The organism is Stenotrophomonas sp. SrG (genome assembly GCF_050031795.1).
Classification (GTDB): Bacteria; Pseudomonadota; Gammaproteobacteria; order Xanthomonadales; family Xanthomonadaceae; genus Stenotrophomonas; species Stenotrophomonas rhizophila_A.
Genome location: NZ_JBNBBE010000004.1, coordinates 117268 through 142515, shown reverse-complemented (window position 1 = coordinate 142515; position 25248 = coordinate 117268). Strand labels below are relative to the sequence as shown.

General features: G+C 66.9%; 23 protein-coding genes. 9 read left to right on the top strand and 14 right to left on the bottom strand.

The window, feature by feature from the left end; translation table 11 throughout:
- Nucleotides 1-126 precede the first annotated feature (126 nt).
- Complete coding sequence (locus ACQG3P_RS05500; RefSeq protein ID WP_068848966.1) at nucleotides 127-606, top strand: Lrp/AsnC ligand binding domain-containing protein; 480 nt, start codon at nucleotides 127-129, stop codon at nucleotides 604-606.
- A gap of 79 nt (nucleotides 607-685) precedes the next feature.
- Here ACQG3P_RS05500 and ACQG3P_RS05495 read toward each other — a convergent pair whose 3' ends face one another.
- Together ACQG3P_RS05495 and ACQG3P_RS05490 are read right to left on the bottom strand one after the other, a co-directional pair.
- Nucleotides 686-850: a lana protein gene (locus ACQG3P_RS05495; RefSeq protein WP_068848964.1), complete on the bottom strand. Its 165-nt coding sequence runs from the start codon at nucleotides 848-850 to the stop codon at nucleotides 686-688.
- Between the two features lie 144 nt (nucleotides 851-994).
- Nucleotides 995-1378: a classical arabinogalactan protein 4 gene (locus tag ACQG3P_RS05490; protein ID WP_426804434.1), complete on the bottom strand. Its 384-nt coding sequence runs from the start codon at nucleotides 1376-1378 to the stop codon at nucleotides 995-997.
- 129 nt (nucleotides 1379-1507) lie between these two features.
- On the opposite strand from ACQG3P_RS05490, the gene msrB reads away from it, so the two are divergent.
- From msrB to ACQG3P_RS05465, 5 genes are all read left to right on the top strand, one after another.
- On the top strand, nucleotides 1508-1975 hold the full coding sequence (gene msrB, locus ACQG3P_RS05485; RefSeq protein WP_320458158.1) for a peptide-methionine (R)-S-oxide reductase MsrB: 468 nt from the start codon (nucleotides 1508-1510) through the stop codon (nucleotides 1973-1975).
- A 219-nt stretch (nucleotides 1976-2194) separates the two neighbouring features.
- Complete coding sequence (gene motA / locus ACQG3P_RS05480; RefSeq protein ID WP_068848960.1) at nucleotides 2195-3049, top strand: flagellar motor stator protein MotA; 855 nt, start codon at nucleotides 2195-2197, stop codon at nucleotides 3047-3049.
- 9 nt (nucleotides 3050-3058) lie between these two features.
- A complete protein-coding gene (gene motB, locus ACQG3P_RS05475) occupies nucleotides 3059-4036 on the top strand; it encodes a flagellar motor protein MotB (protein ID WP_426804433.1) in 978 nt (325 codons plus the stop codon).
- 130 nt (nucleotides 4037-4166) lie between these two features.
- On the top strand, nucleotides 4167-4664 hold the full coding sequence (locus tag ACQG3P_RS05470) for a hypothetical protein (RefSeq protein WP_217537929.1): 498 nt from the start codon (nucleotides 4167-4169) through the stop codon (nucleotides 4662-4664).
- A gap of 14 nt (nucleotides 4665-4678) precedes the next feature.
- Nucleotides 4679-4954, top strand: a complete 276-nt coding sequence (locus ACQG3P_RS05465) for a DUF4031 domain-containing protein (RefSeq protein WP_068848955.1) — start codon at nucleotides 4679-4681, stop codon at nucleotides 4952-4954.
- 37 nt (nucleotides 4955-4991) lie between these two features.
- On the opposite strand, the gene ACQG3P_RS05460 is transcribed toward ACQG3P_RS05465, so the two are convergent.
- Nucleotides 4992-5534, bottom strand: a complete 543-nt coding sequence (locus ACQG3P_RS05460) for a DUF6630 family protein (RefSeq protein WP_426804432.1) — start codon at nucleotides 5532-5534, stop codon at nucleotides 4992-4994.
- Nucleotides 5535-5635: 101 nt separating this feature from the next.
- Between ACQG3P_RS05460 and ACQG3P_RS05455 the strand changes: the two genes are divergently transcribed.
- A complete protein-coding gene (locus ACQG3P_RS05455) occupies nucleotides 5636-5884 on the top strand; it encodes a DUF3297 family protein (protein ID WP_068854531.1) in 249 nt (82 codons plus the stop codon).
- Between the two features lie 51 nt (nucleotides 5885-5935).
- Here the strand turns inward: ACQG3P_RS05455 and ACQG3P_RS05450 are convergent, their stop codons facing one another.
- From ACQG3P_RS05450 to ACQG3P_RS05440, 3 genes are all read right to left on the bottom strand, one after another.
- Nucleotides 5936-7579, bottom strand: a complete 1644-nt coding sequence (locus tag ACQG3P_RS05450; protein ID WP_068848952.1) for a Na+/H+ antiporter — start codon at nucleotides 7577-7579, stop codon at nucleotides 5936-5938.
- A gap of 67 nt (nucleotides 7580-7646) precedes the next feature.
- On the bottom strand, nucleotides 7647-8441 hold the full coding sequence (locus tag ACQG3P_RS05445; RefSeq protein WP_426804431.1) for a dioxygenase: 795 nt from the start codon (nucleotides 8439-8441) through the stop codon (nucleotides 7647-7649).
- Nucleotides 8442-8865: 424 nt separating this feature from the next.
- On the bottom strand, nucleotides 8866-11814 hold the full coding sequence (locus tag ACQG3P_RS05440; protein WP_426804430.1) for a bifunctional diguanylate cyclase/phosphodiesterase: 2949 nt from the start codon (nucleotides 11812-11814) through the stop codon (nucleotides 8866-8868).
- Between the two features lie 294 nt (nucleotides 11815-12108).
- Between ACQG3P_RS05440 and ACQG3P_RS05435 the strand changes: the two genes are divergently transcribed.
- A complete protein-coding gene (locus ACQG3P_RS05435; RefSeq protein WP_426804429.1) occupies nucleotides 12109-14229 on the top strand; it encodes a M13 family metallopeptidase in 2121 nt (706 codons plus the stop codon).
- 207 nt (nucleotides 14230-14436) lie between these two features.
- Here ACQG3P_RS05435 and ACQG3P_RS05430 read toward each other — a convergent pair whose 3' ends face one another.
- A complete protein-coding gene (locus tag ACQG3P_RS05430; RefSeq protein WP_426804428.1) occupies nucleotides 14437-15351 on the bottom strand; it encodes an oxygenase MpaB family protein in 915 nt (304 codons plus the stop codon).
- A gap of 323 nt (nucleotides 15352-15674) precedes the next feature.
- On the opposite strand from ACQG3P_RS05430, the gene ACQG3P_RS05425 reads away from it, so the two are divergent.
- The gene (locus ACQG3P_RS05425) at nucleotides 15675-16289 is read left to right on the top strand and encodes a hypothetical protein (protein ID WP_068854530.1); all 615 of its coding nucleotides are present in this window, start codon (nucleotides 15675-15677) and stop codon (nucleotides 16287-16289) included.
- Between the two features lie 60 nt (nucleotides 16290-16349).
- Here ACQG3P_RS05425 and ACQG3P_RS05420 read toward each other — a convergent pair whose 3' ends face one another.
- The 7 genes from ACQG3P_RS05420 to ACQG3P_RS05390 all read right to left on the bottom strand — a co-directional run bounded on the left by ACQG3P_RS05420 (nucleotide 16350) and on the right by ACQG3P_RS05390 (nucleotide 25206).
- Entirely contained in the window at nucleotides 16350-17123 is a 774-nt protein-coding gene (locus ACQG3P_RS05420) for a LytR/AlgR family response regulator transcription factor (RefSeq protein WP_068848943.1), read from the bottom strand.
- Nucleotides 17113-18372: a sensor histidine kinase gene (locus tag ACQG3P_RS05415; RefSeq protein ID WP_093533046.1), complete on the bottom strand. Its 1260-nt coding sequence runs from the start codon at nucleotides 18370-18372 to the stop codon at nucleotides 17113-17115. The genes ACQG3P_RS05420 and ACQG3P_RS05415 overlap by 11 nt, the downstream gene beginning before the upstream one ends.
- Before the next feature lie 248 nt (nucleotides 18373-18620).
- Nucleotides 18621-20270, bottom strand: coding sequence for a M28 family metallopeptidase (locus tag ACQG3P_RS05410; RefSeq protein ID WP_426804427.1), 1650 nt, complete (start codon nucleotides 20268-20270; stop codon nucleotides 18621-18623).
- 252 nt (nucleotides 20271-20522) lie between these two features.
- Nucleotides 20523-22160, bottom strand: a complete 1638-nt coding sequence (locus ACQG3P_RS05405) for a CsgG/HfaB family protein (protein ID WP_426804426.1) — start codon at nucleotides 22158-22160, stop codon at nucleotides 20523-20525.
- A gap of 18 nt (nucleotides 22161-22178) precedes the next feature.
- On the bottom strand, nucleotides 22179-22844 hold the full coding sequence (locus ACQG3P_RS05400) for a hypothetical protein (protein WP_068848935.1): 666 nt from the start codon (nucleotides 22842-22844) through the stop codon (nucleotides 22179-22181).
- Nucleotides 22845-22909: 65 nt separating this feature from the next.
- On the bottom strand, nucleotides 22910-24010 hold the full coding sequence (locus ACQG3P_RS05395; RefSeq protein WP_320458166.1) for a hypothetical protein: 1101 nt from the start codon (nucleotides 24008-24010) through the stop codon (nucleotides 22910-22912).
- Nucleotides 24001-25206: a hypothetical protein gene (locus ACQG3P_RS05390; protein WP_237334311.1), complete on the bottom strand. Its 1206-nt coding sequence runs from the start codon at nucleotides 25204-25206 to the stop codon at nucleotides 24001-24003. Before ACQG3P_RS05390 ends, ACQG3P_RS05395 begins: the two co-directional genes overlap by 10 nt.
- Between the last annotated feature and the right edge of the window lie 42 nt (nucleotides 25207-25248).

The following is a 25248-nucleotide window of genomic DNA, read 5'->3' as shown; positions in this document are numbered from 1 at the left end:
TCCCTGCACTGGAGCGTGCCGGGACCATAATTGAGGAAGTATATTCCGGCCAAACCAAGCAATTTTGCTGTTTTTGGCGTCTCAGGCAGGATATTGTCCCGCCAACACCACTGAGAGGCTGACGCCATGGCCGCCCGTGCCCGCGAGCTGGACAAGATCGACCGCAAGATCCTGCGCATCCTGCAGGAGGAGGGGCGCATTTCCTTCACCGAACTGGGCGAGCGCGTCGGGCTGTCCACCACCCCCTGCACCGAGCGGGTGCGCCGGCTGGAGCGCGATGGCGCCATCACCGGCTATTACGCACGGCTGGACCCGCAGTACCTCAAGGCCAGCCTGCTGGTGTTCGTGGAGATCAGCTTGGCCTACAAATCCGGCGACATCTTCGAGGAGTTCCGCCGCGCAGCGCTGAAGCTGCCCAACGTACTGGAATGCCACCTGGTCTCGGGCGATTTCGATTACCTGCTCAAGGCGCGCATCAGCGAAATGGCCTCCTACCGCAAGCTGCTGGGCAGCACCCTGTTGACCCTGCCGCACGTGCGCGAATCCAAGAGCTACATCGTGATGGAAGAGGTCAAGGAAACGCTGACCCTCCCGATTCCGGACTGAGCCGCCCAGGACCGCCCCTCGCAAACGCAAAAGGCGGCGCGCTTGCGCGCACCGCCTGTGTAGCTGCCGACCAGAGGCATCAACGCTGCTGTTTCTGGTCCTGGTGGCGCTGGTCCTGCTGTTTGCCACCCTTCTGGTTCTGCTGATCCCATTGCTGCTGGTTCTGCTGGCCGGATTTCTGGTTCTGCTGGCCCTGCTGTTCCTGCGGCATCTTGCCGGGATTGCCCTTCTGCTGATTAGCCATAACTGCACCTTCTGAGCTTGGGGATGCGCGTTGTTGCGGCGCACGTACAGACTCGGCGAAAGGCGGTTAATCGCAGGCGAAATTGCAGTGAGCTGCGGCGTTGACACCGATGACTGCGGGCATTGGTTGTGAAACGTTCATGCATCAGGGCTTGATGCGTTGGCCATCACCGGTGGGCACCGCGTCGTAATAGCGGCCGGTGCGCGTATCCATCACGCGGTTGGGGCCAGCCTGTTTCATGCCCGGCACGATGCGGCCGTGTCGGTCATACACCTTGGGTGGCGCGGTGGTGGCCGGCGGCGCAGGCGGCACCACCCGGGCCGGCCCCTGGCTCTGGATCGGGTGGGTGCGCAGCTGCTGGGTCGTCTGCGCCGGGGTGTTCACCGGCGCGGGCAACGGCGCCTGCGCGGGCAACACGGGGGTGGGCGGGCGGGTATCGGTGGGTTTGCGTGGCGCGGCCATCTGCGCCGCCGCGACCAGCGGCAGCAGCACGACCAGCGACACGACACCCCGGAAGAAGCGTTTCATGGCGGCGGACTCACGACGGGACATGCATTCACCCTGCGCCAGCGCGCGTGTCAGCACCATGAATGCCATCGGCGCTTGCCCCCGGGCGCCGCCGCCCCCATTTTCCTGCCATCCCCACGAGGACCACCCATGACCGCATTCGATCTCTCCCCACCCAGCGACGCCCAGCGCGACACGCTGGTGGCCGGGCTCAGCGCCGACGAGCGCCGCGTCCTGCTCCAGCACGGCACCGAAGCCCCGTTCTGTGGGGTGTTCCTGGACAACAAGCAGGACGGCGTCTACGGCTGCCGCCTGTGCGGCCTGCCGCTGTTCCGTTCCAGCACCAAGTTCGACTCCGGCACCGGCTGGCCGAGCTTCTTCGCCCCGTTCGACCCGGACCATGTGCGCGAAATCCGTGATGTCAGTCATGGCATGGTGCGAACTGAAATCGTTTGCGCCCGCTGTGACAGCCATCTCGGTCACGTGTTCCCGGATGGCCCGGCGCCGACGTTCGAGCGGCATTGCCTGAATTCGGTTTCGCTGCAGTTCACCGCCAACGGTCAGCCCTACCCGGATCCGCTGCAACGCGGGGGAGCCGAGGCCCAGCCAGCCGGTTGAGCGCCCCGGCAATGCGTGCCCACCAACGGTGGGCACCTACCACGGGGGCGGCACCCTCCGGACGAGGCGGGTCGGCATCCTCCGGGCGACGTACCCGGTAGGTACCCACCGTTGGTGGGTACGACGTGCCGGCCAAAACTGTGACGTCCGACCAAGCCCCCCCTTCAGAATGCGCGCGCCAGGCCGACATGGTGATATCCCCACCGCCGCGCCCGCCCCATGCTCATCATTGTTGGCTTCCTCATCGTCATCCTCAGCGTGCTCGGCGGCTATGTCGGCGCGCACGGCAAGCTCGGCGCGCTGTGGCAGCCCTATGAGCTGGTCATCATCGGTGGCGCGGCGCTGGGCGCGTTCCTGGTCGGCACCCCGCTCAAGACCGTCAAGCAGACCCTGCAGGCCACGGTGGGCGTGTTCAAGGGCCCGCGCTACAAGCAGCAGGACTACATCGATGTCCTGAGCCTGCTCTACGAACTGCTCAACAAGGCCCGCCGCGAAGGTTTCATGGCGCTGGAAGACCATGTCGAGCGCCCGGCCGACAGCGCTATCTTCGCCAACTATCCGAAGGTGCAGGCCGACCACCACCTGGTCGACTTCATGACCGACTGCCTGCGCCTGATGATCGGCAGCAACATCGAACCGCACGAGCTGGAACCGCTGCTGGAAATGGAGCTGGAAAAGCACCACGCCGAAGCCATGCAGCCCTCGGCCGTGCTCAACAAGGTCTCCGACGGCCTGCCCGGCTTCGGCATCGTGGCGGCGGTGCTGGGCATCGTGATCACCATGGGCTCGATCGGTGGCGAAATCACCGAAGTGGGCGCGCACGTGGCCGGCGCTCTGGTGGGTACCTTCCTGGGCATCCTGCTGGCCTACGGCTTCGTCAGCCCGCTGGCGGCGGCCGTGGAAGCGCGCGCCGAGCAGGACAGCCGCATCTATGAGTCGGTCAAGACCGCCCTGCTGGCCTGCCTGCGCGGCTACAACCCGAAGATCGCGCTGGAATTCGCGCGCAAGACCCTGCCGTCCAACGTGCGTCCGGGCTTCAGCGAATTCGAACAGCACCTCAAGACGGTCAAGTAAGGCACCGCCATGGCCGAGAACAAACCCACCGTCATCGTCCGCCGGGTCAAGAAAGGCGGCCACGCCGCGCACCATGGCGGCGCCTGGAAGGTGGCTTACGCCGACTTCGTCACGGCCATGATGGCGTTCTTCCTGGTGCTGTGGCTGATGGCGGCCACCACCAAGCCCGAACGCGCGTCCATTTCCGAATACTTCCGCAACCCCAGCCCGCTCACCGGGCAGAGCCCCACGCCCGCCCCGGGCATGGCGGGCCCGGGCGGCGCCAGCACGTCGATGATCAAGCTGGGCGGCGCCACCGATGTGTCGCGCGGCAACAGCAACGACCCCTTCCAGAACCACCAGGCCGAGCGCCCGGTGCCGCAGGAAGACGAGCGCGAGCGTGAGAAGAAGCAGCTGGAAGTGCTCAAGCAGGAACTGGAAGAAGCGATCAGCAAGAGCCAGGCGCTGGAGCCGTTCAAGGACCAGCTGCTGCTGGACCTGACCCCGGAAGGCCTGCGCATCCAGATCGTGGACAAGCAGAACCGGCCGATGTTCGACATGGGCAGTGCCGCGCTGAAGACCTACACGCGCGACATCCTTCGCGAGCTCTCGCAGTTCATCAACCACGTGCCGAACCGGATCAGCATCACCGGCCATACCGACATCACCGCGTACAACGCCGCCCACGGCTACAGCAACTGGGAGCTCAGCGCCGACCGCGCCAATGCCGCCCGGCGTGCGCTGCTGGATGGCGGCATGGCCGACGACAAGGTGACCCGCGTGGTCGGCCTGTCCTCCTCGGTGCTGTTCGACAAGACCCAGCCGGACAACCCGATCAACCGCCGCATCAGCATCGTGGTGATGACCAAGGCCGCCGAAGCCGCCGCGCTGGCCGGTTCGGGCCAGGAAGTGGCGCTGTCGCCGACCGTCCAGGACGCCGACATCCAGGCGGCCCAGGGCGCGCCGACACCGGCCCCGGCCGCTGCCCCCGTCTCCGCTTCGCCCTGAGCCCTTCGGGCGTAACGACCAACGGTCGTTACCTACCGGGGGTTGTGCATGGCCATGAGCCGCTCGTCCCAGCATCCCCGCGCAACCCCCACTACAATGGCGGTCTTTCCCGTACCGATAGACCGATTCCATGTCCAAGCAGTCCAAGGCCAAGCGCGACAAGCGCAAGAAGCTCCAGCCCAAGCGCCCGATCAACCGCCTCAACGCCCAGCAGCCGGTCCAGAACCATGCCGTGCTGACCAACGAAGAAGGCCAGGTGGTCGCTGCGATCGGCCTGCAGGGCACCGAATGGCTGCTGGCCATCGGCGGCCAGACCATGGGCAACGCCGACAACCCGGTGCCGATGCTGGCCATGCTCAAGCACCTCTCCAATGTCCAGGAGAAGGAAGGCCGCAAGGTCACCCTGGAATACTCGACCCAGCTGCAGCAGCTGATCGACGACCTGGCCGCCGATGAAGGCAAGACCGCCGACGAGTACCTGAGCCAGCTGGTCTCCGAGTTCGAAGGCGTGGAAGGCGAAGAAGGCGACGACGCTGACACCGCTGCCGAAGACGCCCCGGCCGCCGAACCGGCTGCCGAGGACGCCGAAGCCACCCCGGCCGCCAGCGACGACAAGCCGCAGGCCTGAGCCACGGCCACCCGGTGACGGTCTATATCGACGATGCGGTACACCCCTGGCGCGGCGAGCGCTGGGCGCATCTGATGGCCGACACCCTGCCCGAGCTGCACGCCATGGCGGCGCAGCTCGGGATTCCCCGGCGGGCCTTCCAGAACCGCCGCAGCGGCGCCCATTACGACGTCCCCGCGCCCCTGCGCCTGCAGGCCATCGCGCTGGGTGCGACCGCCATTTCCAGGCACACCGACCGGGCGCTGGTCAAAGCCGTCATCGCCAACGCCAGATCGCAATACACGGCCTGATCCGCCGGTAGCACCCGACCGTGGGTCGGGTGACCTGTCAGAACGGATCCGAGCCCGGCCGCACTTCCACCCCCAGCAGCGAACACAGCGCCAGCATGGCGTCATCATCACGCTGCAGCGCCATCCAGCCGGCCAAGCCACCGTTGCCGGTATCCACGCTCCACAGCGAGTAATTGTGCTCGCGCAGGCGGTCGTAGGCGGTGCCCATCAGCCGCGGCGCGTCGATGTGGGCGGCAAAATCCTCGTCATCCAGGTCGCCACCCCAGTCCAGCTGCAGGTTCCAGCGCGCGGACAGCTCGTTCACCGCCGACACCAGCGCATCGGTGTCTTCACGCTCCACCTCGAAGCCGGACTGCCAGGCAATGGCAGCCATCAGCGGCGGCAGCCAGTCGGCCTCCTCGTCGATCTCCTCACCGTTCTCCAGCAGCGCCTCGCGCCAGCGGTTGAACTGCTGCAGGCCCAGTTCCTCGTCGCCCGGGTTGATCAGCACGAACAGGTTCCAGATACGGGCCTCGAAGTCGTCTTCGTCGAAATCGCGTTCGTCTTCTTCGAAGTCGAAATATTCGCTGTTGTCGGGCATGGCCGGTATTCCTGGAGACAGGCAGGCATTCTGCCACGGCCACCCTACGGTTATCCTGTGCGCCTGAAGATGGCCGTGGTGGCTGTCAGCATCCAATGACCATGAGCGATACCCCTCCCGATCACCTGGCGATCAACCCCACCAGCCCCTTCCACGATGCCGCAGCGCTGGAGCGCGGCGTGGGCATCCGCTTCAACGATGTCGAGCGCGACAACGTCGAGGAATACTCGGTCAGCGAAGGCTGGATCCGGGTGCAGGCCGGCAAGGCCCGCGACCGCCGGGGCAACCCGATGACCATCAAGGTCAAGGGCACCGTGGTGGCGTATTACCTGGATCAGAAGCCGGAATAATCGGTCGCCCGACCCACGGTCGGTTGCTGCCCGGGATTGACGGCTGCGCCGTCAATCCTTTTGCCGGGTTTCCAGCAGGTCCAGGTTGCGGATCAGCTTGCGCGAAATCTCGTCGGAAATCCGCCCGCGCCGGGTCAACCGGAACAGTTCTTCGCGTTCGGCGGTCAACCCGGCACTGCGCAGCTGCCGGTAGCCCTGCTCCATGCGCCGCACCTTTTCCGGGTCCGCATCCGGGCCCTGGTCTTTTTCCAGGTTGCGCTGGTACAGCAGGCTCACCCGTGAGGCCGCATCGTTGTACAGCTGCACGTTGTCGGTGGTCTGGTTCTGCACCAGTTGCTGGCGCATGCGCTCGACCCCGGCCAGCGCGGCCTTCGAGGCCAGCCGCCGCGCCAGGTCTTCCTCCTTGCGCTCGCCCGAATCCGCCGGCAGTTCCAGCCCCTTGAGCAGGCGCGGCAGCGCCACGCTGGCACCGACCAGCGACACCAGGATCACCGCCGCGGCCAGGAAGATCACCAGGTCGCGCGCCGGGAAGGCGCTGCCATCGGGCAGGAACAGCGGCAGGGTCAACACACCGGCCAGCGTGATCGCACCGCGTACGCCGGCCACCGAGGTGGCCACCACGATGCGCCACGAGGTGCCTGGCCGCGCCTCACCGCGATGCTTCGCACGCAGCACGCTCCAGCGCAGCGACAGCCATACCCAGGCCAGGCGCAGCAGCACCAGGGCCAGGTTGATCACCACCACGTACACCAGCAGCCACCACGCACTCTGGTGCCCGCTTTCGCTCACCGTGGTCATGGCGCGGTCCACGATGCCCGGCAGCTGCTCGCCCAGCAGCACGAACATGATGCCGTTGAAGGAGAACTGCAGCATGTTCCACACCGCCATGCGCTGCACGCGCATGCTGCCCGACACGCGGCCGGTAAGCTCCACGTAGCTCATGGTGATACCGGCGGCCACCGCCGAGAGAATGCCCGAGGCGTTGGCCTCTTCGGCCAGCAGGTACGCCGCGAACGGAATCAGCAGGTTGACCAGCAGCGCCGCGCCCGGCTCTTCGCCGAAGCGCCGCCACAGCCAGCGCTGGAAGGTGGACACGCCGAGCGTCACCGCCACGCCGATCGCCAGGCCGGCCACCGCCACCCACAGGAAGGTCACCGAGGCCGTTGCCAGCGAGAAGGTACCAGTCATCACCGCGGCCACCGCGAAGCGGAAGCAGACCAGGCCGGAGGCATCGTTCAACAGCGATTCGCCCTCCAGGATGTGCATCAGCCGCTTGGGAATCGGCGCGCGCGACGCGATCGAACTGACCGCCACCGGGTCGGTCGGCGAAATGATCGCCGCCAATGCGAACGCCACCGCCAACGGCATCACCGGAATCATCCAGTGGATCAGCAGGCCCGCGCCGATCACGGTAAACACCACCAGCCCGAAGGCCAGCTCCAGGATCACGCCCTTGTCGCGGAACAGGCCCTGTTTGGGAATGCGCCAGCCGTCCAGGAACAGCAGCGGCGGCAGGAACAACAGGAAGAACATCTCCGGTTCCAGCGCGTGGCCACGGTTGAACACCCCCGCAATCACCGCACCCAGGCCGATCTGCACCAGCGGCAGCGGCAGCGACAACGGCAGTACGCGGACCAGGTAGCCGCTGGCGACCACCGCCACCAGCATCGCCAGGACGACTTCAATCGTATGCATGCATTTTCCAGAGAGCCTGGAAAAAAATTACCACACCCACCCCGAACCGCGTCCTACAACGGCGAACTCAGGCCGCCTGCCCGTCGAAGCGGTAGATGTCCATCGCCAGCATGCCCGCATCGATGCCGGCATCGATGCGCTGCGCGCCCAGCACCTCACTGCCGGCGGCACCAAGCGCGAAATGCAGCGGTTGGAAGTGCTCGTCGGTGGGGTGCGCGCGTTCGGCATACGGCGCCTGCCGGCGGTAATCGAGCAGCGCGGCGCTGTCGTTGGCCTGCAGGCGCTGCTCCACCCATTCGATGAAGGGGCGCACATAGGGCGCTTCGCCGCCGCGCTGGTAGTCGCGGAAGTCGTGCAGGTTGTGGGTGATGCTGCCCGAACCGACCAGCAGCACGCCCTGTTCGCGCAGTGGCGCCAGCGCGCGGCCCAGCGCGAACTGGTGGGCCGGGCCCTGCAGCGGCTGCAGCGCCAGCGGCACCACCGGAATGTCAGCCTGCGGGTAGAGCAGGCGCAGCGGCACCCACGCGCCGTGGTCGAGGCCACGGGTCGGGTCCACGCCGGTGGGCAGCCCGGCGGCCACCAGCCGCTGCGCGACCTCCTCGGCCAAGGCCGGGTCGCCCGGCGCCGGGTAGTGCAGGTCGAACAACGCCTGCGGGAAGCCACCGAAATCATGGATGGTCGGTGGCTGCGGGTGCGCGCCAACCACCGGCTGGCGGGTCAGCCAGTGCGCCGAGGCCATCACGATCGCGCGCGGGCGCGGCAGCTGCGCGGCCAGCTCGGCCAGGCGCACCCCGACCAGCCCGGGCGTCAGGGCGGTCATCGGCGAACCATGGGAGATGTACAGCGACGGCAGGCGGGTCATGGGGGCTCCAGCAGGCGAATGCACCGAGAACGATGCCGACCCAGCTTATTGCTTTCACCGATGATGATAAACGCCAAAACCAGTGCGCATTGTTCCACTGATGGCGCACCATGGGTGACATCTACTGGGTGACATCTACTGGGTGACATCTACTGGGTGACATCTACTGGGTGCCATCTACTGGTGACATCTACCGGGTGACATCTACTGGGTGGCATCTACTGGGTGACATCTACTGGTGACATCTACTGGGTGACATCTACTGGTGACATCTACTGGGTGCCATCTGCTGGGTGGCATCTACTGGTAGCGCCGACTGTTAGTCGGCTGCTCTTCGCCACAGCATATGGCTGCCCGTAGCCCTGCGCCTGATGATGCAGCCGACTAACAGTCGGCGCTACCGTTCGGCATCCCGGCCGCCGTTTTACGCGGCGGCGGTTTCCAGCCGTTCTATCACTTCGGCCAGCGGTGCCGGGCGGCCCAGCAGGAAGCCCTGCACCTGGTCGCAGCCGTGCGCGGCCAGCCATTCGTGCTGGCCCGGGGTTTCCACGCCTTCGGCGATCACCGTCAGGCCCATGCTGTGGCCCAGCGACAACAGCGCGCGGCAGATCGAGGCGTTGCGCGGGTTGGTTTCCACATCGGCCACGAAGCTGCGGTCGATCTTCAGGATGTCCAGCGGCAGGTGCTGCAGGTAGGACATGTTCGAATAACCGGTGCCGAAGTCGTCCAGCGAAATATGGATGCCCTGTTCGTGCATGCGCTGCATGGTCTGCTTGGCCTGGCCCGGCTTGCGCATCAGGCTGCTCTCGGTCAGCTCCACGTGCAGCGCGCCGCGCGCCAGCCCGAACTCTTGGCTGGCGCGGCTGAACTCGGCCACCAGGTCGCTGTTGAAGAACTGCACCGCCGAGACGTTCACCGCGATCGGAAGGTCCCAGCCGGCATCCACCAGCTGGCGCTGCGCACGCGCTGCTTCACGGATCACCCAGCGGCCCAGCGCCAGGATCAACCCGGTGTCTTCGCACAGCTGGATGAACTCACCCGGCGGAATGAAGCTGCCATCGGCCTGCGGCCAGCGCAGCAGCGCCTCCAGCGCCGCCGGGCTGCCATCGCTGGCGTGGCAGATCGGCTGGAAGTAGAGCGCGAATTCGGCATCGATCGCGCTGTGGATGCGCCCGGCCAGCCGCAGCCGGTCGGCCAGCCGCGAACTCACCGCGCTGTCGAACCAGGCAATCACGCTGCCTTCGTCGCGCGCGGCATGCGCGGCCTGCGCGGCCATGCCGATCACCTGTTCGGCACTGACCACATCGCCGTCGAACTTCACCGCCACGCCAATGCGCGGCTCGAACTGGTGCAGCCAGTCCTGTCCGCGCACGGGTTCGGAGACGGTCTGCACCAGCGTATCCAGCGCGGTCTGGCGCTCGTGGTCGTCGCGGATGGCGAAGATGAAATCCTCGGCCGGCTGGAACGCCAGCAACCCATAGCGCACGCCCAGCCCCCCCAGGCGCTTGGCCATGGCCTGCAGCACCACGTCGCCCACTTCGCGGCCCAGCGTATCGGCCACCAGCTGCAGGCCACGGAACTGCACGTAGGCGATGGTGTAGCTGCCGCCTTCCTCATCCAGCTGCGCGGCCAGCGCGCGCGTGTTGAGCAGCCCGGTGGCCGGGTTGTGGGTGGCGTGGTAGGCCAGGTCGCGCTCATAGGCCATGCGGTCGCTGATGTCCTCGGCCAGCACCAGGCAGGCCTCGCGCCCGTCGAAGTCCAACCGCGCCAGGTGCGCGCGCACTTCGAATACGGTGCCGTCCTTGCGCCGGTGCAGGCGCACCTTGGCATCCTGCAGGTCGCCGCTGGTGGCGTTAGCAATCGCGCCGCGGATTTCCTCCCAGCCTTCGCGTGGGCGGATGTCCAGGATGCTCATCGCCAGGAATTCGTCGCGGCTGTAGCCGTACTGGCGCACCGCCGCTTCGTTCACTTCCAGGAACCGCAGAGTGTCCGGATCGAACACCCAGAACGGTGCCGGGTTGCGGTCGAACAGCAGGCGGAACTGGCGCTCGGCCTGCTGCGCGCGTGCCAGCGCCTGGACCCGCTCGCTCACGTCGGTGAGCGCGCCGATCATGCGCCGCTCGCGGTCGCTGCCACCCACCTGCTGGCCACGCGCCGATACCCAGTGCGTGGCACCACCGGGCAGCACGATGCGGAACATCTCATCCAGCACGCCATTGCCGGCAAACGCATCGTCGAACGCCGCCTGCAACCGCTGTGCATCCTCGTGGTGCACCCGGTTGAAGAAATCGGCCACCGGCAGGGAATCGAGCGGGATGCCGAATATTTCCCGCGCCAGTGGCGACCAGCGCAGCACCGAGGCGTCCTCGTCCACCGTCCAGGTGCAGATCTTGCCGACCTGGTGGGCCATGCGCAGCTCGGCATGGCCGGTGCGCAGCTCCTCGCTCATCGCATCCTGGCGGCGGGTGGCACGGCGCAGGCTGGTGTAGACCAGCGCGAACGCCCCCCAGTACAGCAGGTACAGGCCGATCGAGGCCTGCACGTAGGGCCACCACGGCGCCAGCACATCCTGCCGGCCCAGCCCGGCGTACACCGCCAACGGGTACTCGGCCAGCGTGGTGAGGGTGGTGATGCGCTCGACCTTGTCGATGGGACTGTGTTCGACGCCCAGCGGCAGCACCGTATCGCTGCCCAGCAGGTCGCGCCGCTGCAGTTTGAACTGCTGTCCGGTCAAGCCGTCGTTGTCGGGGCTGCGCGCCAGCAGATGGCCGGTGACATCACTGATGGAGAGCACGCCGTGGAGGCCGATATCCAGCCCGCTGATGATCGACTGCAGCTCGCTGGTATGCAGCCGGCTGAGCAGCCACCGGTCCTCGCCCATGCGCAGCGCCAGCGGCAGCACCCAGCGGCGCATGTCCAGGTCCTGCGGCGGGCCCAGATACAGCTGGCTGTCCTGGCCACGATGCGCCTCCACCGCCCACAGCGGCAGGGTCAGGTCACCGCCGCCGCTGGTCAGGGCACGGCCGAACTGGTCCACCACCACGATGCTTTCCAGCTCCGCATGCCGCTGCAGCACCCCATCGATCGCATCGTCCAGCAGGTCCGGTGCCTGCGCCGGCACGTGCTCGAACAGCTGCGCGCCGTCGGCGGCGATGCCGCGCATGGCGCGTTCCAGGTTGCGCAGTTCCAGTCGCAGCAGGCGCTGCGAACCAGTGGCCAGCGCCGTGCTCTGCCGTTGGGCGGCCTCCAGCCGGCGCTGGTAATCATTGGCCAGCATCACCACCAGGCCCGCACCGAGCAGCAGGCCCAGGCCGATCCCCAGCCACACGATGGTGCGCAGCGGCCGCGCCATGGGCTGGCTCAGCGCGGGCATCGCGTACCTCTACCTCGGTGACGGCCTGACTTCATGTAAACGCTTCCTGGTTTCCCCAAACCTGAGCGGCCGACGTCGCAATTTCTTGACGTCTCTCTTGCCCGTTCCCAACGGGCAAGGCCTTGGCCCAGCGCCTTGCCCCCAGCATGCACCAGCCCGCCCGGCTCGGGAAGGGGTGCGACAGCCGTCACACCTTGACGCAGCCCAATGCGGCCACAACTCCCGCCAGATCCCGCCGGTTCGCGGGCCGGGCGGCGGATTAGACTTGGGGTTTCCCCGTTGCCTGAGAAGTCCATGTCCAAGCTGCGCCGCCCCACCCTGATGCTTGCCATTGCCGCCAGCCTGTCGCTGGGCCTGGCCGCCTGCGACCGCGATGCGGCCGCGCCGACCGCCGCCCCGCCGGCCGATACCGCCGCCCCGCCCGCCGCGCCCAAGCCGCAGCTGGGCAGCTTCGGCTTCGATGCCGCCGGCATGGACCGCAGCGTCGCCGCCGGCGATGACTTCTTCGGCTTCGCCAATGGCAGCTGGGTCAAGAACACCGAAATTCCGGCCGACCGCTCCAGCTACGGCAGCTTCAACGTCATTTCCGAGAAGACGCTGGCCGACACCCGCGCCATCCTCGAAGGCGCCGCCGCTGATACCAAGGCCAGCGGCGAAACCAAGCTGATCGGCGATTACTACGCCGCCTTCATGGACGAGGCCGGAATCGAATCGCGCGGCATGGGCGCGATCAAGCCCGAGCTGGATGCCATCGGCGGCATCGGCGACAAGGCCGCGCTGGCCACCGCCCTGGGCGGCACCCTGCGCGCCGATGTGGACCTGCTCAACGCCACCAACTTCTACACCGACCGCCTGTTCGGCACCTGGGTGTCGGTGGACCTGCTGCAGCCGGACCGCAATGCGCCCTACCTGGTGCAGGGTGGCCTGGGCCTGCCTGACCGCGACTTCTACCTGCAGGGCGGCCGCATGGCCGAGATCCGCAAGCAGTACCAGGCCTATATCGCCCAGGTGCTGCAGCTGGCCGGCGTGGCCGACCCGGCCGCCAAGGCGCAGCGCATCCTGGCGCTGGAAACCCGCATCGCGCAGGCGCACGCCACCCAGGAAGAAACCAACGACGTGGCCAAGGGTGCCAATGCGTGGAAGCAGGCCGACCTGAGCGCGAAGGCGCCGGGCATGGACTGGGCCGCGTTCCTGGCCGCCGCCGGCCTGGACAAGCAGGACGACTTCATCGTGTGGCAGCCCAAGGCCGTGGCCGGCATTTCGCGCCTGGTCGCCACCGAACCGCTGGATGTGTGGAAGGACTACCTGACCTTCCACGCCCTGGACCGCGCCGCGCCGTACCTGCCCAAGGCACTGGCCGATGCGCGCTTCGCCTTCCACGGCACCACCCTCAACGGTACCCCGCAGCAGAGCGAGCGCTGGAAGCGTGCGGTGGATGAGAGCAACAACGCCGTGGGCGAAGCGATCGGCAAGCTGTATGTCGAAAAGCACTTCGACCCGGCCACCAAGGCGCGCGCCGATGAAATGGCAAAGAACATCATCGCCGCCTTCGCCAAGCGCATCGATGCGCTGGAATGGATGTCGCCGGAAACCAAGGCGCACGCCAAGGCCAAGGTCGAAGGCCTCACCGTGGGCATGGGCTACCCGGACAAGTGGCGCGATTACACCGGCCTTGAAGTGAAGCGCGACGATGCACTGGGCAACGCCGAGCGCGCCAGCCAGTTCGAGTACCGCCGCAACCTGGCCAAGCTGGGCCAGCCGGTGGACCACAGCGAATGGGCGATGCTGCCGCAGACCATCAACGCCATGAACGTACCGCTGGAAAACCGCCTGGTGTTCCCGGCCGCGATCCTGCAGCCGCCGTTCTTCGACGGTGCCGCCGATGATGCGGTGAACTACGGCGCGATCGGCGCGGTGATCGGCCATGAGATCAGCCATGGCTTCGACAACGCCGGTGCGCTGTTCGATGAAACCGGCAAGCTGCACAACTGGTGGACGGCCGAGGACCTGAAGAAGTTCAATGCCGCCGGCGATGCGCTGGCTGCGCAGTTCAGCAGCTACCAGCCGTTCCCGGGCGTGTCGGTCAACGGCCGCCTCACGCTGGGCGAGAACATCGCCGACGTGGCGGGCCTGGCCACGGCCTACGACGCCTACCAGCTGTCGCTGCAGGGCAAGCCGGGCCAGACCCTGGAAGGCTTCACGCCTGACCAGCGCTTCTTCCTGGGCTTCGCCCAGGCGTGGCGCAGCAAGGCCCGCGAACAGGCACTGCGCAATTCGCTGCTGACCAACGTGCACGCCCCCGGCCAGTTCCGCGCGCTCACCGTGCGCAACCTGGACGCGTGGTACCCCGCCTTCGAGGTGAAGGACGGCCAGAAGCTGTACCTGGCCCCGGAAAAGCGGGTCAAGGTGTGGTGACAAAAACGGGCGCTTCGGCGCCCGTTTTTTTGAGGGGCATGGGCCCGCTGGTAGAGTCGGTTCCCAAACGACTGCCGATAGCGATGATCGGCACGGGGACGCATGACGTTGAAGGAGAGACGCCTTCGTTTCAGGTCATGCGTAAATGAAATCGCACACGTTATCGGCAGTCGTTTGGGAACCGACCCTACCGATCCGTCATCCGGTTCACCAATGGGCGAGCGTGCTTGTTGGCACGCCTACACGCGCGCAGGCGCGCGCCGCTACGCCGTCCTGCAGCGCGCGGCGGAACAAGGGCGACATGCCCTGCAGCAATCGCGCGGAAACCCGTGCCTGGGTGCGCTGCAACGGCGTTCGTTCGAGCATCGTCGTGGCCCACTCTGGAAGCAGCGCAGCACCGGCGCCGAGGAACAGTTCGCGCGAAAGCCCCGCCATCGGTACCGGCAGCCGGATGCTGGACAACACCGCCAGCACTTCACGTGAGCGCGCATCGAACCGCAGCAGCGTCTGCTGCCGCGCGAAATACGCTTCCACCTCCGCTTCCGAAGCCGGCACATCGGTGGCACCCAACGCTTCGGCCACGCGCCGGTACTCGTCGTAGTACCGGTCGGCGATGGGCTCCGGCACCTCGCGGCAGTAACGCCGGTAGCCCTGCAGGAAGCCGTATGCCTCGGTGACATGCACCCAGGTCAGCAACGCCGGATCATCGGCCGAATACGCCTGCCCATCCTGCGTCTGCCCGCGCACGTGTGCGTGGATGCGCTTCACCTTCCCGACCAGCGCCTCCACTTCGCCCGACGCCGCGTAGCTGGTACATGCCACGAACGCCGTGGTGCGGCGCAGCCGCCCCACCAGGTCATCGCGGAAGTTGGAATGGTCGTACACCCCGGCCAGCGCGAGCGGGTGCAGGGTCTGCAGCATCAGCGCGCACAGCCCACCTGCCAGCATCCCGGGAAACTCGGCATGCACCCGCCAGGTCACGCTGTCCGGGCCGAACCAACCCGGGTCGCCCAGCGGGTGGTCGTAATCGATGCCGCTCTGCCCGCGCGGGAACGCACCCAGCACCCAGCGCCGGATCGGTACGGTGGCGGGGGCGGTGAGACGGTGCAGCAGTGACGACATCGGGGGCCTTCCAGGGGGTCGAGAGGACCGCGATCCTGCGCGGTTGCGTCAATTCTGCGTGATCTGCGACGCCCGGGCCACGCTGTGGCGCTGCCCCGTCCGCGAATTGTGCGAGTGCAGCAGAAAACCCGGCCGATTTTTCGGTTTTTCGAGCACTTTTCGATGCCGCACCGCGCAAAAAAATCCGCGTCTTGCGTATTCAGTTATCTCCCCTGCGGCGTTTTGTCGCACTGCCCATTGCCAAGCGAAATGAAAGTGCTAGAACTGAACCCGCCTCACCGTCCGTCCAAATGCGCCGCTGCACGTTCCCGAAGGAGCCCGTGATGATCGCTTTGTTCAAAGGTTTAGGTTTACTGCTCCAGGACAACGAGCTCTACGGCAGCCCGTTCGAAAAGCAGGTCGCGCATTGGCGCAACAAGAGTGAGCAGCAGATCCGCGAAGAAGTGGCCACCCTGGCCAAGGCCAAGGGCCAGTGGCTGATGGCGTCCATCGTCGGCTGGCAGGCGGCCTCGCTGCTGATCCTCGGGCTGATCGCCAACTACCTGTGGAAGGACGACTTCCATATCACCTTCACCCGCGTGGTGATCGTGTTCGGCTCGTGGGTCTCGATCCTGTTCGTGATCTGGTTCATGGCCAACATGTTCGACCACACCGCCGGCTTCGAGCGCTGGATGAAGGCGTTCAACAGCCGGGCGCGGATCACCTCCGATGCCGACACCGTGGAATGCGTGGCCGAAGCGCTGGACATGGCCCAGCTCTACCCGGAAGTGCTCGATTACAAGCAGGCGGTCACCGCCAGGCGTGAGCTGCGCCACGAAGACATCCGCATCATGCGGGAGATCGGGCGCATGAAGCAGCATTCGGAACTGGTCGGCCAGCTCAACCACGTCGGCGAACCCGACCCCGGCCAGAACCTGCACCTGCAACCGGCCTTCTGACCCCACCAGGTCCAGGGGGATCCCAATGCCACCGTGCGCGAACACGGTGGCATTGTTTCTTTACATGCCGCGGAACAGGCTCATGAACGGCTGGCTCACGTTGAGCACTTCGGGCCGCTGCTTCAGGCGCAGCTGGCCACGGCCGGTGTCATCACGGCTCACCGCCGCCACCGCTTTCATGTTGACGATCGTGGAGCGGTGGATCTGGCGGAAGCGCTGCGGGTCCAGCACTTCCAGCAGCTCGCGCAGCGGCGTGCGCAGCAGGCTTTCGCCGGCCTCGGTCACCACCGTGGTGTACTTGCTGTCGGCGCGGAAGTAGACCACGTCTTCGAGCATGATCAGCTGCGTATCGCGGCCATTGCTGGCGGTGATCCACGCCAGCGGCGGCGCGTTCGAGTGCGCCCCGGGCTGCTGGCCCAGGCGCTGCAGCAGCTGCTCCAGCATCGCGTTGTCCGGCCGGCCCATCTGCATGCGCGCCAGGATGCGCTCGCGCGTGGCCAGCAGCCGCTCGTCGCTGACCGGCTTGAGCAGGTAATCCATCGCGCCCTGCTCGAAGGCATCGATCGCGTACTGGTCATAGGCGGTCACGAACACCACCTGCGTGCGCGGGCTGATTTCCGGCAGCGCGCGCGCGACCTCGATGCCGCTTATGCCAGGCATGCGGATGTCGAGCAGGGCCAGGTCCGGTTTCAGTTCGGCCAGCCGCTCCAACGCGCTGGCGCCGTCTTCGCATTCGGCCACCAGCCGCAGTTCCGGCCACAACCGCTGCAGCTGGGCCACCAGCGACTGGCGCAGCAGGTCTTCGTCTTCGGCAATGAGAGCATCAAGCAGCATGGATCGCCTCGCGTGCGTCGCGCGGCAAGGTGATCGTTGCCGCCACGCCGCTGGGGAAGTTGGACACGATGGCCACGCCGGCGCGTTCACCGCAGGTCAGGCGCAGCCGTTCGCGCAGGTTCTTCAGGCCGATGCCGGTGCCGCTGCTGCCCTGCCCGAAGCCCAGGCCGTCGTCGGCCACGGTCAGGGTGACGTGGTCATCGAAGGCGCGCGCGATGATCCACACCGTGCCGCCACCGGGCTTGGGCTCCAGCCCGTGCTTGATCGCGTTCTCGACCAGCGTCTGCAGCGCCATCGACGGCAGCGGTACGGTTTCCAGCGCCGGCGGCACATCCACCTGCAGTGCCAGCCGCGCGCCCATGCGGATCTTGAGGATTTCCAGGTAGGCCTTGGTGCGCTCCAGCTCCACGCCCAGGGTGGACATCGATTCGTCCACGCTCGGCAGCGAACTGCGCAGGTACTGGATCAGGTGCCCCAGCATCTGGTCGGCGCGCGGCGGGTCGGTGCGGGTCAGTACCTGCGCGTTGGCCAGCGTGTTGTACAGGAAGTGCGGTTCCACCTGTGCGTGCAGCAGGTTCAGCCGCGCCACCGACAGTTCCTTTTCCGTGGCGGTCTGTTCGGCCGCTGCCTGCTCGTCGCGGCGCTGTTCAGACACGCGGCGGGTGATGGCGCGGCTGACCGCTTCGGCGTTCTCGTAGTTGCTGCCTTCGTCCACCGCCAGCAGGTCGGCCCACACCCCGGCATCGGGTTCGAAGACCAGGGTCACGCTGCTGGTGCCCTGCCCCGGGGTGACCGTGGCCAGCACGCTGTTGCGCTTGATCGCCCAGCGCGCCGGCAGGTTCCAGCGCGACGGCGGGCGGCCGTTGTAGGGGTCCACGCGGCGCACATAGGCGCGCACCTGCAGGCTGCCGGCGGCGCTTTCGATGTCTTCCACGCGCGGCAGTTCCTTGATCGCCTGTTCAACCAGGCTGAAGGCCTCGCCGGCGTCCATCGGCAGTTCGATCTGGCGCCGCTGGCGGCTGGACAGGGTGGCCGCATCCAGCCGCCCTGCCAGGGTCGAGACGCGGCGCAGGTGGGTGATGCAGCTGCCCAGCGCGGTGATCATCAGGAACAGCGCCAGCAGTCCGAACACCCAGCCCGGGCCTTCATCCATGCCGTGGAAGAAGCCGCTCCACACGAACCCGGCCACGACGATCGCCGCGGCCCAGGCCACCAGAATACGGAGAATCAGGGAAAGGCTGGCAAACACGGCGGCGTCTTCACGATGGGATGGTGTGAGGATAGCCGTGCCCGTGGAGGGCACAAGCGCCATGCGATGGAAGCCGGGAAAGCAGGGATGAAACGGTGCCGGCGTGGCGCCGGGGTGCCAGGCACCGCGTGGACACGCATGGCGTGTCCCTACGGCCGGTCCGGGGGCGTAGCGACACGCCATGCGTGTCCCACGTACAGCAGGCCGAAGACCATACCCCGCCGGCAGGTGCCGGCGGGGCGTGGTGCTTACTTGCGCTCGGCGGCGCTGGCGTCGCGCGGTGCGCGGAACTGCGAGTCATCGCTCCAGTTCGGCCAGGCGCGGCTGTTGGCCAGCTGGTTGCCCAGCGTGTACAGCACTTCCAGATCGCGGGCAGCGCCGGCGAACTTCCAGTCCGGCTGCCACTCGTCGCCCTGCTGGTGGTAGCGCTTGGCGGTGTAATCGTCCGAGGCCGCCTTGCCTGCGGCCACGCCGCCGTCCACCCAGTCCTGGCCAGCCGAGTAGGACACCGCCGGCACGCCACGCTTGGCGAACGGGAAGTGATCGGAACGGAAGAACAGGCCGGCTTCCGGCTTCGGGTCCGGGGTGTAGCGGATATCCCAGCCCTTTGCCACGTCCTTCAGCTGGTCCAGCAGTTCCAGCTTGGCCGAGCCATAGATGCCGAAATCACGCGACGGGCCGAACGGCGCCATGCCATCCATGTTGATCACCGCCACGGTCTTGGCCAGCGGGTACAGCGGGTGGCTGGCGTAGAACTCCGAACCCAGCAGGCCCTTCTCTTCGGCGGTCACGGCCAGGAACAGCACCGAACGCTCCGGGCGCTTGCCCTTGGCAAAGCCACGCGCCAGTTCCACCAGCGAAGCGGTGCCGCTGGCGTTGTCCAGCGCGCCGTTGAAGATGGTGTCGCCGTTCGCATCCGGCTTGCCCACGCCGATATGGTCCCAGTGCGCGCTGTACACCACCGTTTCATCCGGGTGCTTGCTGCCTTCCAGGCGCGCGGCCACATTGTGCGAGGTGATCACCTCGGTCTTCACCGCGTACTTGGCCGACAGGGTTTCGCCCTTCAGCTCCACCGGCTTGAAATCGCGGCGCTGGGCCTGCTTCTTCAGCGCCTCGAAGTCCTGTCCGGCACGCTTGAACAGGTCCACCGCCAGGTCGCGCTGGATCCAGCCTTCCAGCAGCGGGTGCGCTTCGGCCGGGTTGTCGCGGACCACGTCGAACATGGTGTTGGTGTTGGAGCCGGCCACCGTGGCCCAGCCGTAGGAGGCCGGCGCGGTTTCGTGGACGATCAGCACGCCCAGCGCACCCTGGCGGGCGGCCTCTTCGTACTTGTAGGTCCAGCGGCCGTAATAGGTCATGCCCTTGCCGTCGAAATCGCCTTCGCCGGTTTCAAAATCCGGGTCGTTGATCAGCACCACGGCGATCTTGCCCTTCAGGTCCACGTCCTTGAAGTCGTTCCAATTGCGCTCCGGCGCGTTCACGCCGTAGCCCAGGAACACCAGCGGGGCGTTCTGGATATCCACTTCGGACGCGCCGTTCATGGCCGCGCGCACCGCGATTTCCTGGCCCTGGGTAAGCGACTGCGGCTTGCCCTTGCTGGACAGCGCCAGCCTCGGCGTGCCGACGATATCGCCCTTGAGCAGCGGCACGGCCTGGGTCCACAGGCGCTTGCCATCTTTCAGGTCGCCGCCCGGCTGCAGGCCGGCGTCCGCGAACTGCTTGCTGAGGAAAGCGATGGTTTTCGCTTCGCCGGCCGTGGCGGGCGAGCGGCCCTCATAGGCGTCGGAGGCCAGTTCCTTGACGTCGGCGGAGATCCGCGCGCCATCGAATTTCGGCGTCGCCGCCATCAGGGCGCTGGACACCGACAGTGCCAGCACGCTCAAAACCACTCGCTTCATCGTTTTCTCCGGGACAGGGGCATCATCCTCTGATCATACCCATTCCCGGCGTTTCCGCCTTCCGCGCGCAACCGCCCGGCGCTGCGCGCCGCCGCACGACCAACGGTCGTGCGCTACCCCGGCAGGCACCGACCGTTGGTCGGTGCGCCATTCAACGACCGTTACGCCCCGGTAGGTACCGACCGTTGGTCGGTACGCCTTTCAACAACCCTTACGCCCCGGTAGGTACCGACCGTTGGTCGGTACGCTGTTTCACCCGTTCGGATCTTCCACCGGCGCCGCCGCCAACGGGGCCGCCGCACGCGCGGGCTTCGGCTTCGCGCTGCCGCTGGATACCGTCGCCGCCGACGCGGCCGGCTTCACCGCACCGGCCTGCGAACGCAGCTCGATCGAACCGGGCTTGAAGCTCGCCCCCCCCAGGTCCGCGCCGCCTTCGATGGTGCCGTAGGAGGTCTGCGATGCCACGCGGTCCACCCGGATCGTGCAGCACGGGGTTTCATTGCGGCCCAGCGAACGCCCGGTCTGCGGGTCCTTCAGTTCCTCGCCCAGCATCACCGCCTGCCAGCGCTGGCCGGCCTTGAGCGATTCACCGCCCTGGCTCAGCACCACCTGGTCGCCGGTCATGGCCACCACCGAAACCGGGAAGATCTCGGTGATGATCGCCGTGCCGATCTGCCCGGACAGCGAATCCATCATCGCCGCCGCCATGCCCTTGCCATCCACCACGCGCGGCAGGGTGCTCGGGCCGGTCGAGGCCAGCTGGTGGTCGAAGCTGTCGGACATCACCACCTCACCGGTGGTCGCGTTGATCAGGCGCAGGGTGATGCGCCCGCCACCCGAATACGAGGTCACCTGGCGGTCGGACATGCGCAGGTTGCGCACGCTGCGCGGGTACTCGAAGCGTTCGATGGTCGGAATCAGGATCAGGTCGGTGGCCAGCTGCTGGCCCAGCCGCGCGGTGTCCTGCAGGCGCACGTTGCCGCTGTTGATGTGGTCGATCTCGGCCTGCATCTCCTCGCCGAACTCACGGTCCAGCACGATGAAGCGCTTGGTCTGGGTCAGCGTGTCGTTCAGGCGCGCGCGAATGGCCGCGGCCACTTCATCGCTGGCCACCCGGCCATCGCCGACGGCATAGGTGCCGCTGCGCACGTGTGGCTGGGCCACCACGATCTTCGGCCGGCCCTGTTCGTCCGGGGCGCGGTATTTGGCGATATCGGCGCGCACGCGCACCTTCCAGTAGCTGCGCATCGTGCGGCGGCTGACATCGGATTCGAACGACTGCGCGCCGCGCTTGGCATCCACGCTGGCCTGTTCCTTGTAGCTTTCCTTGATGCTGGCCGATGCGGAACTCCCGCCACCGGCAGCCTCTGCCTGCGCCTGCGCCGAGCCACTGGCCGAGGCAGACGCCGAATAACTGTAGCCGGCGTCGCTGGCGCGCACGCGGGCAATCACTTCCTCATCGAGTTGGCTGACTTCTTCCTGCGAGAGGATCTCGTAACCCAGCACCGCCCCTTGGGAAGCGGCAATCATCTGCTGGGAAAACGCGTCGGCGCGGATATCGCCGACGTGTTCCCCGTCCACGTCCACATGCAGGCCCGCACGCAGGCTCTGCATCTGGCTGGCGACACGCACGCCGTTGACCTGCGCCACCGCCGACTGCAGCGCGGCCAGCACCGCCAGCTCCGGCGTGCTGCCAATGCCATCGGCTTCGCGCGCCACCTGGGTGGTGCCGCCGAAATCCGGGGACCCGCGCAGCGGCTTTTCAGCCGGTGCGTCCAGCTTGGATTCGGCCTTCGGCGCCGCGGTCTCCACCGGTGCCTCCTGCTTGCCGCAGGCGGCAAGCAGGGCAGCGGTGAGGGCCAGGCTCAACAGTCGGTATGAGGTCTGCATGCGTGGCGTTCCTTTCGATTACAGGCTGTCGAGCATCGACTCGGCGTTGCCCGGCACCTTGATCTTGGCGGCGCGGGCGAAGGTCAGCGCGGCCTTCGACGAGGAGTACAGGCCCTTCAGGTAGCCCGGCGATTCCTTGGCCACCCACGCACCGGCGGCCAGCTTGCGGCCCACGGTGACCAGCTGGGTGCCGCTCAGGCTCTTCATGCCGTTGGCGAAGTTGCTGGCTTCACCGCTCAGCTTCTGGCCTTCGGCAGCGGAGGCGACCAGGGCGACCAGCCCGGTGGTGTAGTGCTGCTTGGATTCGGCACTCAGCTCCGGCTGCGCGGCCACGCGCTCGTCGATCGCAGCCTGGGCTGCTTCGCTGACCGACACCGACTTCTTCATCTGGTCCACGTTGACCGAACCGGACGACAGCGCCATGCGCTCGGCTTCCAGCAGCTTGACCTGCTCGGCCAGGCCGAAGGCCTTGGCGAAGGAGGTCTGGGCGTCGATCGAGTGCGACTGCGAGGACACGAAACGACGCACCAGCGCTTCCTGCGCGGCTTCGTCCGGGGCGCCGGCCGAGGCGGCCGCGGCGCTGTTGCCGCCGCCAGCCAGGTCCTTCAGCTTGCCGAACTGCGCGTGCGCCGGGGCGGCGAAGGTGGTGGCGATGGCCAGGGCGATGAGGGTCTTGCGGATCATTGGGTAATTCCTTGTTGGAAAATGTTGGCGCGAACCGGTGGGTACCGACCGTTGGTCGGTACGCCTTAACGCACGGCCTTGACGTTCAATTCGTTGATCATCTGCTGCGCACCCTTCTCGGCGGCGATCTGCAGCGCATTGGTGCGGGCCACGGTCTCGTTCGGACCGGTGCCGGAGAACTGCACCGGACCCACCGACGACACGGTCTTCGGGAAGCGGCCGCTCACGTCCAGCACCTTGCCGGTGACGGTGACGAACACGCGGGTGTTGCCGCTGACCGGATCGCGGTCACGCATGCCCACGTCCAGCGTGCCGACCGCCAGGTACGGGATGTTGGCCGCCTTGATGCCATTGGCGGTATCGCGCAGGGTGGCGGCCGACAGGTCGTTGCCGGTGCTGAAGTCCTTGCGGATGCGCTCGATGCTCAGCAGGCCACGCGATTCGCCTTCCACGTATTCCGCTTCCACCACTTCATAGCCGGCTGCGCTGAACGCGCCGGTCATCGCGGTGTTGATCTCGTTGGCGTTGGCCACCTTCCAGGCGATGTTGTCGCTGCGCGCGGTGGTGCTGCCACCGGCGGTGATCGACACCGACGCGTTCTGGTTGATGCTGCCGTTGGTGCTCACCGAGTTGCCACGGAAGCTGTCGCCTTCGCGGGTCTTCTCGTCGTAGCTCTGGCTGGCGTCGACCCGGCGGTATTCCTTGTCCTGGAACGACTGCACGGTGTCCTGCGAGCGCGCCATGAACAGGAAGGTCAGCATCGACCGCTCGTTGCTGCGTGCACCGGCGGTGGCCGAGCCGGCATCCAGCTTGGTCTGCAGCAGGGTGGTGTTGATTTCGGCGCGGACGCTGACGGTGTAGGTCTTGGCCTTCTTGTCTTCGGTGTCCGACAGCGGCACCGCCGACAGCACGTAGCGGTCGATTTCACCGATGAACTCGGCGCGGCGGTCTTCGAACAGGCGCAGCTTGGCCGCGCCGGATTCGGCGATGTACGCCTCCAGTGCATTGACCTTGGCCTTGTTCAGGGCCTGCGCGCGGGTATCGGCACTCAGGCGCAGGCCATAGCTGGCCGAACCGGTACCACGGGAACTGGCGGTCTGCGCCGAAACCGGCGCGGCAACCAGCAGTGCAATGAGAATCAGCAGTACGGCACGAATCAACGGCATGAGGTGATCAACTCCTGGAGGGCTTGGGTCTGTTGCTGCAGCGGCTTGCCGCCGGGCTTCTGTTCGTCCAGCCACGCTTTCGAATCCGCGCGCTTGGCGGCGGCGCCGGCGAAGGCGTCCAGGCCGGCCAGCGTGGTTTCGTAGCTGGCCGACCACTGGTCAACGTGCCACTGGGTCGACGGCACCACCTTGGTGGCGCCCTTGCGCAGCGGCTGGTCGAAGAACACCTTGCCCGAGAACGGCTCCACCACCGTGGCCTGGAAGAACGCGCCGAACAGCATCGTCTTCATCGCCGGGGTTTCATTGATCACGCCGTTCTTCAGCGCATCCAGGCGCAGCTTCACCACGTAATCCGGCTCGGGGATCTTCAGCTGGTACACCTTGCCGTCGGCAAAGCGCGCGGCCATCGCACCGCCGATCGCCTGGCCGGTGGCCGGCGGCAGCAGCCCGATGCCGGTGTTGGATGACAGGGTCTTGGACAGTTCATGGGCCAGCGTGGCGCGCAGCACCTGCTCATCCACCGCATCGGGCAGCTTGGCGCGCACCGCATCGGAAAGGGTTACCTCGCCCACCTGCAGGCGGCGCGTCGACGCGGCCGGCAGCTTTGCCTTGGCCAGCGTATCGGCCAGCACCTGCGGCAGGCCGGTGGCGGCCTTGCCGTACAGCAGGTCGGCCACGATCGCGTCGATGTCGTCCTCGTCCGGCAGGAACTCCATCACGTCGATGCGCTGCAGCGTGATCGGGTAGGACGCCACCACCTGGCGTTCGCGGAAATCGAAGAACAGCGCCTGCAGCGCCACTTCCACCAGCACCTTGTACTGGCCACCGATCGGTTCGATCGACACCAGCTCGCGGTCCAGCGCGGTGGCCAGTACCGTGGCACTGGTGGTGCCATCAAGCATCGCCAGCGGCTGGTCGATCAGTTCCAGGCTGGCCGGGCGCTGCGCCTGCAGCCGGGCCCACAGGGCCTGGTTGAGCGGGGCCAGGCCACGCGCCTTGAGCACCGCAGCCGCACGCGGGGTGCTGGCTTCAACGGCGCTCTGGTCGGCGGTGTAGGCAAAACCGGCCCAATAGGCCTGCTGCGATTTGTCGGCAGCCTGCGCGGCGCTGGCGAAGGTGGCAGTGCCAACCAATACGAACCCGCACAACAGCAGCCACGCGCTACGCGCGCGCGTACGCTTCTTCCCTGAAACCATCGTCCCGCAATCCTTCTCGAACGGACCCGGCAAGGCGCCCGG

What these genes read in the sequence shown, in the direction of transcription:
- ACQG3P_RS05405 (WP_426804426.1), bottom strand. Translation starts at nt 22,160, where the DNA reads ATGCAGACCTCATACCGACTGTTGAGCCTGGCCCTCACCGCTGCCCTG.
- ACQG3P_RS05445 (WP_426804431.1), bottom strand. Translation starts at nt 8,441, where the DNA reads ATGACCCGCCTGCCGTCGCTGTACATCTCCCATGGTTCGCCGATGACC.
- ACQG3P_RS05460 (WP_426804432.1), bottom strand. Translation starts at nt 5,534, where the DNA reads ATGCCCGACAACAGCGAATATTTCGACTTCGAAGAAGACGAACGCGAT.
- ACQG3P_RS05430 (WP_426804428.1), bottom strand. Translation starts at nt 15,351, where the DNA reads ATGTCGTCACTGCTGCACCGTCTCACCGCCCCCGCCACCGTACCGATC.
- ACQG3P_RS05395 (WP_320458166.1), bottom strand. Translation starts at nt 24,010, where the DNA reads ATGCCGTTGATTCGTGCCGTACTGCTGATTCTCATTGCACTGCTGGTT.
- ACQG3P_RS05490 (WP_426804434.1), bottom strand. Translation starts at nt 1,378, where the DNA reads ATGAAACGCTTCTTCCGGGGTGTCGTGTCGCTGGTCGTGCTGCTGCCG.
- motB (WP_426804433.1), top strand. Translation starts at nt 3,059, where the DNA reads ATGGCCGAGAACAAACCCACCGTCATCGTCCGCCGGGTCAAGAAAGGC.
- ACQG3P_RS05440 (WP_426804430.1), bottom strand. Translation starts at nt 11,814, where the DNA reads ATGCCCGCGCTGAGCCAGCCCATGGCGCGGCCGCTGCGCACCATCGTG.
- ACQG3P_RS05410 (WP_426804427.1), bottom strand. Translation starts at nt 20,270, where the DNA reads ATGAAGCGAGTGGTTTTGAGCGTGCTGGCACTGTCGGTGTCCAGCGCC.
- ACQG3P_RS05495 (WP_068848964.1), bottom strand. Translation starts at nt 850, where the DNA reads ATGGCTAATCAGCAGAAGGGCAATCCCGGCAAGATGCCGCAGGAACAG.
- msrB (WP_320458158.1), top strand. Translation starts at nt 1,508, where the DNA reads ATGACCGCATTCGATCTCTCCCCACCCAGCGACGCCCAGCGCGACACG.
- ACQG3P_RS05420 (WP_068848943.1), bottom strand. Translation starts at nt 17,123, where the DNA reads ATGCTGCTTGATGCTCTCATTGCCGAAGACGAAGACCTGCTGCGCCAG.
- motA (WP_068848960.1), top strand. Translation starts at nt 2,195, where the DNA reads ATGCTCATCATTGTTGGCTTCCTCATCGTCATCCTCAGCGTGCTCGGC.
- ACQG3P_RS05435 (WP_426804429.1), top strand. Translation starts at nt 12,109, where the DNA reads ATGTCCAAGCTGCGCCGCCCCACCCTGATGCTTGCCATTGCCGCCAGC.
- ACQG3P_RS05450 (WP_068848952.1), bottom strand. Translation starts at nt 7,579, where the DNA reads ATGCATACGATTGAAGTCGTCCTGGCGATGCTGGTGGCGGTGGTCGCC.
- ACQG3P_RS05390 (WP_237334311.1), bottom strand. Translation starts at nt 25,206, where the DNA reads ATGGTTTCAGGGAAGAAGCGTACGCGCGCGCGTAGCGCGTGGCTGCTG.
- ACQG3P_RS05470 (WP_217537929.1), top strand. Translation starts at nt 4,167, where the DNA reads ATGTCCAAGCAGTCCAAGGCCAAGCGCGACAAGCGCAAGAAGCTCCAG.
- ACQG3P_RS05455 (WP_068854531.1), top strand. Translation starts at nt 5,636, where the DNA reads ATGAGCGATACCCCTCCCGATCACCTGGCGATCAACCCCACCAGCCCC.
- ACQG3P_RS05400 (WP_068848935.1), bottom strand. Translation starts at nt 22,844, where the DNA reads ATGATCCGCAAGACCCTCATCGCCCTGGCCATCGCCACCACCTTCGCC.
- ACQG3P_RS05425 (WP_068854530.1), top strand. Translation starts at nt 15,675, where the DNA reads ATGATCGCTTTGTTCAAAGGTTTAGGTTTACTGCTCCAGGACAACGAG.
- ACQG3P_RS05500 (WP_068848966.1), top strand. Translation starts at nt 127, where the DNA reads ATGGCCGCCCGTGCCCGCGAGCTGGACAAGATCGACCGCAAGATCCTG.